Annotated in this window: 10 protein-coding genes; all 10 read left to right on the forward strand. The window is 46.4% G+C overall.

Annotated features, from left to right (window positions below):
• The first annotated feature begins 791 nt into the window (after positions 1–791).
• Entirely contained in the window at positions 792–1577 is a 786-nt protein-coding gene (locus LQV63_RS21400; protein ID WP_233698229.1) for a hypothetical protein, read from the forward strand.
• A gap of 183 nt (positions 1578–1760) precedes the next feature.
• Complete coding sequence (locus LQV63_RS21405) at positions 1761–2219, forward strand: GNAT family N-acetyltransferase (protein ID WP_233698230.1); 459 nt, start codon at positions 1761–1763, stop codon at positions 2217–2219.
• Positions 2220–2271: 52 nt separating this feature from the next.
• Positions 2272–2847, forward strand: coding sequence for a tunicamycin resistance protein (locus tag LQV63_RS21410; RefSeq protein ID WP_233698231.1), 576 nt, complete (start codon positions 2272–2274; stop codon positions 2845–2847).
• A gap of 484 nt (positions 2848–3331) precedes the next feature.
• Positions 3332–4570: an ABC transporter substrate-binding protein gene (locus LQV63_RS21415; protein WP_233698232.1), complete on the forward strand. Its 1239-nt coding sequence runs from the start codon at positions 3332–3334 to the stop codon at positions 4568–4570.
• A gap of 91 nt (positions 4571–4661) precedes the next feature.
• On the forward strand, positions 4662–5609 hold the full coding sequence (locus LQV63_RS21420) for a carbohydrate ABC transporter permease (RefSeq protein WP_233698233.1): 948 nt from the start codon (positions 4662–4664) through the stop codon (positions 5607–5609).
• A gap of 6 nt (positions 5610–5615) precedes the next feature.
• Positions 5616–6440 (forward strand): carbohydrate ABC transporter permease, encoded by an 825-nt coding sequence (locus LQV63_RS21425; protein ID WP_019418987.1) that lies wholly within the window; start codon positions 5616–5618, stop codon positions 6438–6440.
• A gap of 233 nt (positions 6441–6673) precedes the next feature.
• Positions 6674–8764 (forward strand): amylo-alpha-1,6-glucosidase, encoded by a 2091-nt coding sequence (locus LQV63_RS21430; protein ID WP_233698234.1) that lies wholly within the window; start codon positions 6674–6676, stop codon positions 8762–8764.
• A 122-nt stretch (positions 8765–8886) separates the two neighbouring features.
• Positions 8887–10500 carry a glycoside hydrolase family 13 protein gene (locus tag LQV63_RS21435; protein ID WP_233698235.1) on the forward strand — a complete coding sequence of 538 codons (1614 nt, stop codon included), beginning with the start codon at positions 8887–8889 and terminating at the stop codon, positions 10498–10500.
• Positions 10501–11348: 848 nt separating this feature from the next.
• The gene (locus LQV63_RS21440; RefSeq protein WP_233698236.1) at positions 11349–11945 is read left to right on the forward strand and encodes a hypothetical protein; all 597 of its coding nucleotides are present in this window, start codon (positions 11349–11351) and stop codon (positions 11943–11945) included.
• A 1502-nt stretch (positions 11946–13447) separates the two neighbouring features.
• Positions 13448–14071 carry a hypothetical protein gene (locus LQV63_RS21445; protein WP_233698237.1) on the forward strand — a complete coding sequence of 208 codons (624 nt, stop codon included), beginning with the start codon at positions 13448–13450 and terminating at the stop codon, positions 14069–14071.
• Positions 14072–15223 lie beyond the last annotated feature (1152 nt).

Here is a 15223-nt window from a genome sequence, read left to right on the forward strand (position 1 = left end):
TTTTGATCACGAAGTATAACTGTAGGCAGGCTCGACATCGAATCTTGCATTCACCCTCGAAGTCCGATGCTCATGTAGTCTGGCCTACACTCCGCTTCTCCTTCTTCGGGTTCTTGCAACCTTCTCGGTGCTGAAAAGGGATCCCTTTTGATCACGAAGTATAACTGTAGGCAGGCTCGACATCGAATCTTGCATTCACCCTTGAAAAGCTTATGCTTCCGAAGTATGTTTCCTGCGGAAACATTTCAGATGCTCATGTAGTCTGGCCTACATTCCGCTTCTCCTTACAAGTTTTGTGGAGCAAAACTCGCTTCGAAAGCATACGCTTCGGGTTCTTGCAACCTTCTCGGTGCTGAAAAGGGATCCCTTTTGCTCACGAAGTATAACTGTAAGCGGTCTCGACATAGAATCTTGCATTCACCCTTGAAAAGCTTATGCTTCCGAAGTATGTTTCCTGCGGAAACATTTCAGATGCTCATGTAGTCTGGCCCGCATTCCGCTTCTCCTTACAAGTTTTGCGGAGCAAAACTCGCTTCGAAAGCATACGCTTCGGCTTCTTGCAACCGGGAAACATTGACGAAGTACGAAATGACCAAGCTTGCTGAAACGATGGTCAAAAAATGACATATGTAAAGCGGCAACCCTCAGCGGGGACTTATGGCAATATGAGTTCCTCTGGGGTTGTTTGTACTTTTTTGAACATTGCCGCGATTCATGTCACAAATAACCGACTTGAGATTGTTATATAGATAAATCCAATTAGTTTTGTAAGAAGAGAGGAGCAATAACAAATGAAAACAACGATGAAAGTAGCGATCGCTACGTTGAGCAGTATTCTATTATTCGGTTCCATGAACCTCGCGGCGGAGGCAGCCTCATCCCCAGCCGTAAGCAACCTCACCTTGAAGACGGCGGCTGCTAAATCGCAGGTTGCAAGTGAAGGAGAGAAGCTAGAGAAAAAAGAGCAGGCGAGAATAGCCGAATTGCTTGAAAAAAATCCAGATGATACGTATATGGTGTACGTCAGCAACGAAGTAACTAAACAAAAAAAAGCTGTAGTTTATTCCATGGGAAATTCTTTTCCAAAGTTCGATACATATGATGCTTACCAAAAAAAGGCGTCAACCTTGAAAGATACAGTGCTGCAACAACCTAACGATCTGCCCGAAGGTTATCAATTTGTGACGGCAGGAATTGACGGTCCATACAGCACTGATTATACAAAAGAAATGGAGGCCGAGGCCAAGAAGCTTGGGAAGAAGATTTATTCCAAAAAGATTAACTGGACGCGAGCGAACGGAATCGTTCTAGAGTATGCGAATGGAGAAAATAATTTGAATATGAGCTATATCGCTTTTGATCCAAAGGGAGTTACTATCGATCAGAAAGGATATTCTTATCAATCTTCTGCTGAAATCATAAAGAAAAATCCGAAATTCGCAAATAGTCCAGAACTCATAAGAAACACCCTTATTTGGTTCGAGAAGGGTAAGCAATTTACAATCACAACGAATCCAGAGAACCCCTTGACGAAGGACGACCTGATCAAGCTTGCTGAAACGATGGTCAAAAAATAAATACACAAAGTCAAAATAAACGGCTGAATGCGGGCTGTCTAGAACAGACAAATAAGCATATGAAGAGCGGCAACCCTCAGAGGGGACTTATAACAATAAGTGTTCCTCCGGGGGTTGTTTGTGTTTTTTTGAACATTACTAGATAATAAATAATGGAAAAGTAGATGAAAGTGAGTTGTAATAATGAAGATTGTTAAAGCAGAGCAAAAAAACGTTGGGTGTCTTCATGAATTATATAAAATTCTGATAGATAGTATAGCAAAGAAACAACCGCTTTTCTTCCATTCAGCCGAACAATCTAGGGCGTTCATATCCGAACAGATTTCTTCTGACAAAAGTGATTTTCTTTTAGTTTTAGATGAGGGGGAAATCTATGGATTTGCACTTGTCGTTGAAAATCAAACACCACCCTATTCTATGTTTGTTCCTCATAAATACGCCTATTTAATGGATTTGGTTGTTGATCCTGTTGCTCGTGGGAGGGGCTATGCTCAAGAATTAATTAAAGCTTGCAGCTATTGGCAGAAGGAACGGAACTTAGATTATTTGGAATTGAACGTGTTAACAAATAATGATGAAGCTCTCAAGTTGTACGAAAAAATGGGGTTTAAAGATAAGGACAAGCATATGTATTTGGTCTAATAAGGATTAGGGGGAATTTAAGCATGACGATTAAGAATGAGAAGGTGAAACTATGATTTTATGGATAAACGGAACATTTGGCGCTGGCAAAACAACACTTTCTTATGAGCTCGACTATCTGCTTCCAGATTCCATGCGATATGATCCTGAAGATTTGGGTTCACACTTGATGAACGTTATTCCTGCTGAGGTAGCCGAAAATGATTTTCAGCATTATTTGGCATGGAGAGAAATGGTTGTATCTGTTCTCACAGAGCTTTCTAGCAGACTTCCTCAAAAAACAATTATTGTTCCAATGACGCTAACTAATCAGTTATATCGAGAACAAATTTTTGGAGGCTTAAAAGATAACGGAATAGATAGTAAAGAAATAGTTTTAGATATTTCGAATGAAAAATTGTTAGTTAATCTAAGTTCTCGTGGAGAAGGCGCAGACTCATGGCCTTATAAACAATTTAGTATAAAGCGACAAGAAATAGCTGATATTCAAGCTTTCAAAATAAATGTAGATGATTTAACGATTGATGATGTCGTTAACGAGGTGGTAGATAAGATGAATTTGTCAGTTATAGATGATCCTAGGACAGAAGTCGAAAAAGAAAAAATGAGAAAAAAATACAACCTATAAAATTATTTACCATAAAATTCGTTAGGCAAAGTATCCTATAGCCTTCTTTGGTTCGAAAAGGGCAAGCAATTTAGAATCTCAACGAACCCGGAAAATACATTAACGAAGGACGACTTGATCAAGTTTGCTGAAACCATGGTCCAAAAATAACATATATAAAGCGGCGGCCCTCAGAGGGGACTTATAACAATAAGTGTTCCTTTGGGGGTTGTTTGTGTTTTTTTAACAATGTACTGAACATCATCGAGTGTAACTTGCTTACACATTGGCACGAAGACCTTCACCAAATAAGATAGTTCGATTTCGTTAAAGAAATGTCAATCGCGTTAAATAAAACGGCTCATCTTGGAGGGGCTGCTGTTAAGCTCCAGAAACAAAGTCAATCCTGATAAATGAATCATCATTTCAATAATGTCGCCTGCCGGCTGAAACCGGTACCATTGTATTTAGAGGTTCACAACCGAACAGATTTGGAGGAGAGGTCATGAGCAAAATGAAAAGGCTTACCGTGTTCATGCTGGTGTCGCTGCTGCTGCTGGTTACAGCTTGCGGCAAGGACAACGGGGGCGGCATCCCGGCGGCGGACAAGGATGAGTCACAGGAAAAAGCGACGGTGACGATGGGGTTCTGGGGCACGGCGCAGGATTTGAAAATTTATCAGGATGCAGCGGCTTCCATTAGCGATCAGTATCCGAATTTGGAATTGAAAATCAAGCAGTATCCGAGCAGCGAGCAGTTCTGGAATGTGCTGCCGGGTGAAATTGCGGCGGGTGTAGCGCCGGACTTCATTAAGATTTCCAACGAAGGGGCGTACGAGTATATTAACAAAGGCCTGTTCACTTCGTTGGACGAGCTCATCGCACCGTCAGATGTCGACATGAACCGCTTCGCGGCTTCGTCGGCGGATATTTGGAAGGTGGATGATAAGCTGTATGGCATTCCGAACCTTACAATGCCGTCGATGTTCTTCATCAACGCCGACATGTGGAAGGAAGCGGGTCTTGGTGAGTATCCGCAGACATGGGACGAAGTGGAAGCGGCCGCCAAGAAATTGACGAAGGATGACGTGTACGGCATTACAATCAACATCGATGCCTATCATATCACGAACTATGTCAAGAGCTACGGCGGCGGCTGGGGCAACGGGAAGACGATCAACTCGGCAGAGAACGTGCAGGCGCTGCAGAAGATTTTTGATATGTACAAAGAAGGCGTAGCCGTTACACCGAAAGCGTTGGGTTACGGCTGGGATGGCGAAGTATTTGCGAACGGCAAAGCGGCGATGACGACGGGCGGATATTGGTACAAAGGCTATTTGAAGGATGCCAATCCGAACCTGAACTATGTCGCGCTTCCGGTGCCTAAGGGCACAGTCAATGGCGGCACGATGATTTCCGACGCTTATGTCGTATTGAAGGACGCGAAGAACAAGGAAGCGGCGCTCAAGGCTGCGTACTATTTGACAAATGACAAGACACAGACCGAGTTCCTGAAGCTTGGCTTCAATTCGGCGGTAACGAGCTTGTCGGCCAAATATTTCGAAGAGAATCCGGAGTTCAAGGCGGTGGAGAAGGCGCTCGACTATAGCACTGACTTCGCTTATCCGGCAGAAACGAAGAAGTTCATTGATGAATTGGTGAAACAGCTGGAAGCGGCAATTCTGGGCGGAACAAGCCAGTCGCCGCAGCAATTGCTCGACGGCATTCAGCAACAATTTCAGTAGGTAATCAGGTTCCCGTTTCCGTGCTGTGAAGCGGGAACCGCTTTATTCGCCGATATGGCGACTTAATATTGAACATTCAGGAGGCTTGCAAATGGCTGCCTATGAGAATAGAAATGCAATGATTGATCACAGTCGCTCGAACCGTCCGTCATGGCTCCGATCGCTCGCCGATTCGGATGTTGCGGTCGGCTGGCTGTTCACGCTGCCGTTTTTGGTGCTATGGGTATGGTGGTTTCTGTACCCGTTCGCACAGTCCTTCCTCCGCAGCTTCCAGGATGTCAGCTTCACGGCGTTGAACGATGCGACATTCATTGGTCTGCAGAACTATATCCAAATCTTGAACGACCCTGAATTCTATCAGGCGGTGCTTCATTCCTTGCAGCTCGTCGTTATCGCCGTTCCGGTGCAGACGCTGCTTGGCTTGCTGATGGCGGTGCTCGTCAATCAGAAAATGAAGGGCCAGGGAATATTCCGCACGGTGTTCTTCATTCCGTATATTACGTCGCAGATCGCGGTGACGACGGTGTTCATGATGCTGTTCAAGAAGGGAACCTTCGTGACGAAATTTTTCACGCTATTCGGGTTCGAAGATGTGACTTGGTTCGCGGATACGCGCTATGCGCTTTTGTTCGTCAGCATCTTGTTTATTTTCCAGCAGTGCGGGTTCAGCATGATCGTGTATTTGTCCGGGCTGCAGGAAATTCCGCGAGATCTGTATGAAGCGGGACAGATGGATGGCGCATCCAAATGGGCTCAGTTCCGTTATATTACGCTCCCTTCTCTGAAGCCAGTCACGTTCTTCGTCGTGTCGGTCGCGACGCTGCTCGGCTTCCAGATCTACGATCAGATCGCCGCCATCTCACGATACGGCGCATTAGGTTCTCCGGCCGGAGCGACGAGCACGGTCGTCACGTACTTCTATCAGCACGGCATCCGGTATATGAATATCGGTTACGGAAGCGCGGCCGTCGTTTTATTTTTCTTCATTATTATGTTCATTACGTTCCTTCAGAAAAAATGGTTGGGCGATAAGGAGTGACACCAAATGCAGGCTAACAAGCGCTTTACCCAATTGCTTCATTATATCGTCGTCCTCTTGCTCGCACTGGTGTTCTTTCTTCCATTCGCCTATACGTTATATACCTCGTTCGTGACGATGCAGGATGTCAATAAGCTTGCGGGCATGCCGCATTGGACGATAGACAATTACAAGCTGTTCTTCACGAATGATGCGTATAACGTGCCGAAATGGTTCCTGAACACGGTCATCATGACGGGGCTCGTCATTATCGGCAGCCTGATCATTAATCCGATGGCGGGCTTTGCGCTGGCGAAGCTGGAGTTCGCGGGCAAGCGGCTCATCTTCTGGATCGTCGTGGCGACGATGATGGTGCCGTATCAGATGATATTGATTCCGGTCTACGTCAATATGGCGCAGATTGGCTGGTTGAATACGTTCGCGGCGTTAACCGTACCGTTTCTGTATCAGTGTCTGTACATCTTCATGATGAGACAATTTTTCATCAGCGTGCCGAATGAATTCATTGAGGCGGCCAGACTGGATGGCTTGACGAAGATGGGCTCGTTCTGGCGCATCGTCTATCCGCTGGCGAAGTCACCGCTCATCACGATGTCGATACTCGCATTCGCGGGCACGTGGAACAGCTATCTCATTCCGAGCACGCTGGCCAACAATCCTGACCAATACGTGCTTGTCGTCGGACTCAACAGCGTCAAGGATATGTTTTTCGAGAATACTCCGCTCATCATGGCCGGGGTCGTGCTGTCTACCTTGCCGATTCTTATCTTCTTCTTCCTGTTCCAGAAGCAGTATGTTGAGGGCATTTCCAGCTCCGGCATCAAGGGATAAGGAAGAGGTACAAGTAGAAGCGGAGAGGAATGGACAGCTGCCGCATGGAGTCTGCTTCTGTATCAGTTCAGTTAAATCAGTTATTTAACAGCAGCATAAGGGCTGCCTGTACACATTGTGATGATAAGTCAGGAGTTAGATATTTAAATGGAGGATAGACAGACGACATGGATGTGGATTGCATCGATGACTTGCCGATGCGTTGCAAAATGACTAGGGAATGAGGCGGAAATATGGACTATTGTGTCATTAAAGAAGGCGATGTGTTCTACTTAACGGACAAGGGCGGGGATATCGCGGCGGAACATGACGGCGGATATGGCCTGTATACGAAGGATACGCGGTTCTTGAGCCGCATGGAAGTATATATTGACGGCGAGAAGCCTGCGCTGTTATCCTCGGCGTCGGACAAAAGCTACTTCGCGTCCATCCGGACGATGAAGGAGCGCAAGGACGAAGGGGCGATTGAGCTCCAGCGGGAGCGGTTCATTTACGACGGCGTGCTGTATGAGCGGATGACGGTGACGAACTATTTCCCGAAGGCGGCCGCCTGTGAACTAGCGGTCTCGTTCGATGCCGACTTCCAGGACATGTTCCTCGTCCGGAAATACCGGACCGGAGAAGTGGGACGGATTATCGGCCGGGAGACGGGAGAGCAGCATGCGTCGATCCGTTATGAGGGCGCGGACGGCATGTTGCGGGAAACCGTGGTACAGTGGGACCGGGAAGCGGGACGCGTGGAGGAAGACGGTACGATAAGCTTCGTGCTGGAGCTTGAGCCGAAGGAGTCGGTGCGCATCTGCTTCGCCATCATGCCGTTATTGGCAGGGCAGAAGGCGGCGGTTGTGCTGCCGTTCGAGGAAGGCCTGAGCCGCTTGGAGGCGTCCTACGCGGCATGGGATGAGGAGACGGTCAGCGTCACGACCGATTCCGAGCTGTTCAACGGGCTGTATCGGCGCGGGGTGCAGGATTTGCGGATGCTCATGACCGATGTCGGCTATGGCGATACCCCGGTGGCCGGACTGCCATGGTTCGCGGTACCGTTCGGTCGGGACAGCCTGATCACATCCTTGTTCATGCTGCCGCTTCGTCCCGAGAAGGTGAAGGGCACGCTGCGGACGCTGGCGGCTTATCAGGGCAAGGCCCGGGATAAATGGCGCGATGAGCAGCCCGGTAAGATTATGCACGAGATCCGCTTCGGCGAACTGGTGACGACGAAGCAGTCCCCGTTCTCCCCTTACTATGGAACCGTCGATTCCACACCGCTGTTCCTTGCGCTCATCGGCGAATATGTACGCTGGACAGGCGATCTTACGCTTGCGGAGGAATTGAAGCCGAACATGCTGCGCGCGCTCGAATGGATCGACCGTGCTGTCTTGGCAGGCGCAGGGTTCGTGACGTACCATCAAGAGGCGGAGAAGGGATTCCCGAACCAAGGCTGGAAGGATTCGAGCAATTCGATCGTCCACGCTTCGGGAGAATATGCCGCTTCGCCGATTGCATTGTCCGAAGTGCAAGGGTATGTGTATCAGGCGAAAAAGAATCTTGCACCCATATTCGCTGCTATGGGAGATGCCACGCTGGCGGAAAGGCTGGAACGGGAGGCGCAAGAGCTGCAGGCCAGCTTCGAGCGGGACTTTTGGATGGAACGGGAAGGTTTCTATGCGATTGCGCTCGACAAAGAACAGCGTCAAGTGGAGTCCGTCACCTCCAATCCGGGACATCTGCTCCTGTCCGGTCTGCCGGAGCGTTCGCGTGCGGAGCAGGTCGCCGCGCGGCTCCTTGCGGCAGACATGTTCGGCGGATACGGCATCCGCACGATGAGCACGGAGGCGGCTGGATATTACCCGATGAGCTATCATAACGGCAGCGTCTGGCCGCACGACAATGCCTTAATTCTGCTCGGCTTGAGCCGCTTGGGCTTTAAGCGGGAAGCGGGCAAGGTCATCTCCGGATTGCTAGATGCGTCTCAGCATTTCGAGTATCAACGGCTGCCCGAATTGTACTGCGGACACGGGGCGGAACTTGGCGAACCGGTGCCTTATCCTTCAACCTGCTCCCCGCAGGCATGGTCGGCGGGCACGGCGGTCGCCTTCGTGCAGGCGATGCTCGGATTGGATCCGAACGTGCCGGCAGGTGAGATTCGCATCAATCCGATGCTGCCGGAAGGGATTGGCGAGCTGACGGTCGAGCGGCTGCGCATTGGCGCGGGCGAGCTGTCCTTGAAGGTGACCCGTCTGGCGGACGGTCCAGACGAGGTAAGCGTCGAGGTGCTTGGCAACACGACTGGATTGACCATTGTGCAATCCGCTGTGGAAGAGTAGTGTATATGGAAGTAGTGTAAATAGAGTAATAAATAACGGCCGTCTTCGTGACGGCCGATTCTCGCAATAATCACAATAGATGAGAGGGATAGCGGAGAGAGGCCGCAGGAAGGAGTGGAGACATGAAGCGAACATGGTGGAAAGAGGCTGTCGTGTACCAAGTATATTGGAGAAGCTTCTATGATACGAATGGGGATGGGTACGGAGATTTAGAGGGGGTCATCCAGAAGCTCGACTATATCCGCGAGCTCGGAGCAGACGTTATCTGGCTCAATCCGTGCTTTGGCTCGCCGGATGTGGATAACGGCTACGATATTGCGGACTACCGCTCGGTTATGCCGAAGGCGGGCACGGTGGACACCTTCGACCGCTTGCTGAAGGAGGTGCACGCCCGCGGCATGAAGCTCATCATGGACTTGGTCGTGAACCATACCTCCGATCAGCATCCGTGGTTCACGGAGTCGCGCTCGGCGAAGGACCATCCGAAGCGGGACTATTACATCTGGCGGAAGGAACCGAACAACTGGCGCTCGTACTTTACCCCTTCCACGTGGGAATATGACGAAGCGACGGGAGAATATTACTTCCATTCCTTCGCCGTGCAGCAGCCCGACCTGAACTGGGATAACCCGCGCGTGCGCGAGGAAATATACGACATGATGCGCTTCTGGCTGGAGAAGGGCATCGACGGCTTCCGCATGGACGTCATCAACCTGCTCGCGAAGCAGGCTGGATTCCCGGACGCGGCGAACCCGGACGACATTTCATACCTGGGCAACAACCCCGGTATTCATGAATACCTGCAAGAGATGCACGACAAGGTGCTGAAGCATTACGACATATTCACAGTCGGGGAAATCCCGTTCGTTACGCCGGAAGACGGCGTGCTGTATGTGGGCGAAGAACGCGGCGAGCTGCATACCTTATTCCACTTCGAAGTGTGCGACTATATGGCGCATTGGGATATGCAGCGCTTCAAGGAGATTCAGAAACGGTGGTATGAGGGCATGTGGGGCAAGGGCTGGAATTCTCAATTCCTGAACAACCATGACCATACCCGCGTCGTCACCCGGTTCGGCAACGATACGACGTACCGCGTGGAGTCGGCGAAGTGCTTCGCGACGCTGTTGCATACGCTGCCCGGCATGCCGTACATCTATCAAGGGGAAGAGATTGGGATGACCGGCGTCCGCTTCGATTCCATCGACGACTACAACGACATCGCGATGAAAAACAAATATAAGGAAGAAGTCGGCAAAGGCCGCGATCCGCAGGAGGTGTTCGAGAGCCTGCTCCATCTGGCACGGGACAATTCCCGCACCCCGATGCAGTGGGACGATTCTTCGAACGGCGGCTTCACCGACGGCACCCCATGGATTAAAGTGAATCCGAACTATCGGGATATCAACGTAAGCGCGGCACTGTCCGATCCGAACTCTGTCTTTTACTACTACAAGACGCTCATCCAGCTGCGGAAGCAGCATCCGGTGATGGTCTACGGCAGCTACGAGCCACTGTTGGAGGAGCATGAGCAGATCTATGCTTACACCCGTTCGTTAGATGGGGAGAAATGGCTGGTTGTGTTGAACATTTCGGAGCAAACGGTGGCGTGTGAGCTTCCTGCTTCTGTGTCGTTGGAGGGGAAAGAACTGCTTATTGGGAATTATGCGGTGGAATCGGATGCAGGTGAACTGCGGTTGGAGCCGTATGAGGCGCGGGTGTATCGGTTGGCGTAGAAGTGAATAGAGTAGAGAACATCCTTTACTGGGGCGAGGGCCTTGGTAAGGGATGTTTTTTGTTTATAACGAGTTTAATTAAAATGTTGATGTATCATTTTATGTACGCTACTGGTAGAAAAATTAGAGAACCGAGGGTCGAGTCAAGTCTTGGTCGGAGGTAGTCGAATAAAATTAAATGAAATAGATTTTGCAGCTTCTCTTGCTTTCAAGCTAAGAGACGGCATTTTCCGTGGTTATTCGATCCGCATCTGCCAAGAAGCATGCCGCTATAATCTTTAATCTTGCTGACACTGGGAATGGTAAGACAAACTCAGAAGAGTGGCTCACTTCATAGGGGTATCATCTAGGTCAGCAAGTCAAACAATTCTCACGTTATCAGCGGGGAGTTCGAGTTGGCCTATTGGATGCTTGTAGCCTCAAAGCAGACTATGGTGGTGAAGCATTTTTGAATCATTGAGTTAGATATACGAGAAGATGTGTTTCCACACAAACAAAAAGAAGCCAATAAAGTGGCTTCAAATAAAAAAATATTTGTATGTGTTTATTACAACAGCAGATGGTGATTTCTCAATAAATTTAGTCACAATATTGAGAAGTGTAAAAAAAACATTTTTTTAAATAATGAGGTGATTATAATGTATTTGTATCATATTACAAATATTGGTATGTGATGTTATGATCTAATTTGTTATTTATTTATTTTTTTGCTATAACTATTACCGCTCCAACGATAGCTACAATTAGAACAGCAAGAATGAAGAGCGAGAAGAGAAAGTTTTCAAAAACGAAGCTCAAAAAATCACCCCCTTTGTAAGTTATAATATACTATTTTGGAGGTTATTTACATGAATAAAAAAGTAATAATCTTGTTCATGACGTTTTTGCTTTTGATTCTTCCAATCTCTGCGTTTGCTGACAATTCTACTACTGCCGAACCCAATATGTCTAAAGAAGAAATACTTAATAAAGTTGAAAACATTTTAAATAGATATGCTGTAAATGTTCCTTTTTCGGCAGAAGACGAACAATTTGTAAGAGAATACATTCTGCCAAAAAATGAAGATTTCACAACCCTAACAACTGAAGATAGGAAATTCTTTCAAGGTCAAGAGGGAACATATGCACTTACAGGTTATGTTGACTACGAGCATAATGTACTTGGTAAGAATGAATGGGACTTTTATATGACCGCATGGGATACTACAAATACCAAAAGAAATATTAAAGCAGAAGTTACGGTTGACTGTCTGGGAGTTATTAATATATCGGACGGGAAAATCGGAAAAATATTCAATAAAACAGTAAGTGATTCATCTGATGGTAAACAAATTACAGTGAATTTGAAAAAATCTGCTTCATTCACTGGATGGCCAATAATGATTTATTATTATCCAAAAGCCTCCTTTGACGGTACAGAGGTTAGAGGTGAATTTAGGAATTAAACATATGAATTTTGCCGAGTGTCGCTTGTTCCTAAGCGGCACTTTTTTCTATGCATGGTTTTCTTATTAATTTTTCACCTTTATTATGCATAATAAGTTGTTGTGGTTGGTGCGATCAGAAAAAATAAAATCCCCATATCCTAAAAGAATAAATTCTCATGCTGTTATGGAAATACTTCTACGACTCGCTGCTTAATGATGTCTCCTCTAAATCCAATGAATCATACCCGCCCCTAATTTTGACACTTCCAGAAATGAAAAGGACTTATCTTAATAAAGTGCAATTTTAAATGCTCGTTTTGTTTTCTTGAGTTTCGTTAGAATTTCCACAGGAAAATATCCGTACAAATTCATGTGGATTTTCCGGTTGTTGTAAAAATCATATACCGGCCCACTGCGGCAAAGTTTTCTCCGAGGCTCATGAACATATGTCGCTTAAAGCATTCACGTTCCAAAATGCTGTGAAACGACTCTACATACGCATTTTGGGGGGCATTCATTGATACGTCGTCCTTCTACGACCTCGTAGAATTCTCTGAATTTGTTGTTTTTAAACTATGGTCGTTATCCGTTCGAATGACTAAAAGTCTTGTAAGAAGATGTTTCGACTCAGCAGCACTTTCTGGACGCGGTTGCCAAGATATCCTTGGTGGTGCAGTCTTTTCCCCAGTGGTATCTTACGATCGAAGACATCAATCATATTCGCCATATAGAGGTAGCACTGCAAGTCAGCTACGCATCCGTCTTTCACGTCCAACTGCCACAATTGGTTGGGCCCGGTCTCCCATGTTGTTGGCTAGCTAAGCGATGTGGACGGGACTCCTTTCTCGTATCCCCATTCCTTTGCACAGGCGGTAAACTTTCTACTTGTTAATCTGAATGTGGTGAATGCGACGCAATTGTATTGTTATCTTAAGGTACCGTAGGAGGCCTCTTCAACTTCTAGGATATGCTCAATATGCTTCTTTATCAGCCAATCGGGCACCTTTCCTCCTCTAAACGTAAGGGAGTACCCGGGCATTGGAAAGCCTATTTTGTAGAAACGTTTTTGCTTCGGACTAACCTGACGCTGGTAGAGTAAGTACAATGAGCAATATTACAGACTCTTGGCACCTTCTGTACCTGATAACCTAATGCGATCCATCTTCGGGCCACCTCCATTGAATGTGCGGATGCTTTTTCTGCAAGTTCACGCAGACTGGTGCTCTTTATATCTTTCTCGCCTAGCAACTTGGCAACTTGTTCCTTGTTCATATTTTTCTATTCATTTTTCTGTCGTCTATGGTGAACTCGGGTTACCTATTTTTTACTCATGGTAATCTCCACCTTGTCTCGATCTTTGTTTCATCTACTTGTAAAGCGAGAAAGGTGGGATGCTATGCTTACGTGCTGTTGAGTGCCATAGTTCCCCCTGTCCAACACAGAGGGATGACTGCATTACTAGTTACAATTAAGACAATTGTCATAAATAATTGATCGCCTTTATATTCATATATATTCATATGATAATATATTTAAGTAATATAAAAGGAGGAGAAACAATTAAAAAGAAACCAATAGCTGTACTTTTAGCATTATTGTTATTAGCGCTATCAATAACTGGATGCAGCAGTAGCAACACGTGGACAGAGTCACTGGAACAGAAAATAGCAGCTTTAGAAAAGGAAAATGCAGAGTTCAAGGAAGACTTAGCCAAGAATGCTGGCGGCCAGAAGGCGAATGCAGACGATAAAACATTTACGGAAGAGCTCCCGTCTGCAAAGGCGCCGGGAGCAGATAACAAAGTCATTGAAGTAAATAAGGCGAAGGAAATTACGGATTTCGCTGAGCTTACCATTAAAGGTGCAAAGTTCGCAACCAAAATAGAGCCGCCTAAATCAAACAGCTTTTACTCGTATTACGAAGTGAAAGACGCCTCCAACACCTACTTTGACGTAGTGATTAAAGTGAAGAGCTTGCTGACTGTTGGCAAATCGGCAGATGATTTTGTATCGGTCAAAGTGATGTACGATGACAAGTATGAGTATAACGCATTTTCTGTGATCGAGAAGGATGGCGGCGGTGACTTTACGTATACTAATATTACACGGATCGAACCATTAAAAGCAGGAACCTTCATTTCCTAGCCGAAGTTCCGGTCGAGGTAGCGAAAGAAAAGAAACCTATTAAAGTTATTATTTCTTGCAATGGGGAAGAGTATTCGTATCGTTAAGAGTGGGCCTTTTGAATGAAGGACAGTTATATTATTCTAAAGTACGTTGTGGTGCTTTTTATTCTAATATGATATAAAGAACATAATCCGAGTGGATGAAAATGTAAAAAGAAACATGAGGCTTCTAGTATAGCACTCATCATGGAGAATATTTTTGTTACTCCGTCCTGGGAGGAGCGTTGTATGTTATAGCGATTCTTGATCGCGAAGTCATCGACTCCTAGGACCAGGCCGCTTCTTTCTTTCGCATTGTTCTACGATTGCTCGGCTCGGAAAGTCGTTCACATTCGAGAGAAACAGCTACGTTGTACATTCGTGTACCGTGCTGACAGGCGCTTGTTGCATGCGGGCGCTATGCGCTGCTGTGGAGCCAAGTGCTTGCTAAACCGTCCGCTCTCGAAAGCGATTTCTGTGCCGTTTTTTAGGCTCGACATATTCATACCCCCAAACAAAACCTGCCTCACATTGCGTGCAATGCATCCGAATGGTTGGAACCAAGAGAGACACTTTTTTTCTCGAACGCGGGAGTTGCTGGACCGTTCGTGGTTCATTGCTTCCTTTAAGCGTGACAAATTCATCTGATCGACAAATCGAGCAGTATTTTTTTGGGCCACTGGTGTTACCTCTATATGAATTTCATCTGTGCTCATAGGTATAATGTGGTTAATCTGTAGCGCTGGTATGTCGAGCATTTCATTGATATACTGAGTCTGCATTTGTCTTATCCTTTTTGTTGTTATTGAGGAACTATAGCAATACAGGATTGGCAGATTTTTTTTCATATCTAACCTTCGAACTGTTCGGCAAACACTGGTTTTGAACCTTATTTTTACTATTATTTATAACACACATCAATGGTAATAAAGTCGGCTTGTACGCGAACATACATTTGCTATAATAAACTATAAGTATGAATAACAAGGTTGTATTTTGTTAGGTTACTAATTAAGTAACGGATATGATTCCGAGAGCGTAAAATATCTTGTGTAAAGCGTAAAATATCTTGTGTAAAGCGTAAAATATCTTGTGTAAATAGATAAATAGCAAAAAGGAAGACCTTTTCTTG

It is taken from the genome of Paenibacillus profundus (genome assembly GCF_021369635.1).
Taxonomy (GTDB): Bacteria; Bacillota; Bacilli; order Paenibacillales; family Paenibacillaceae; genus Paenibacillus_B; species Paenibacillus_B profundus.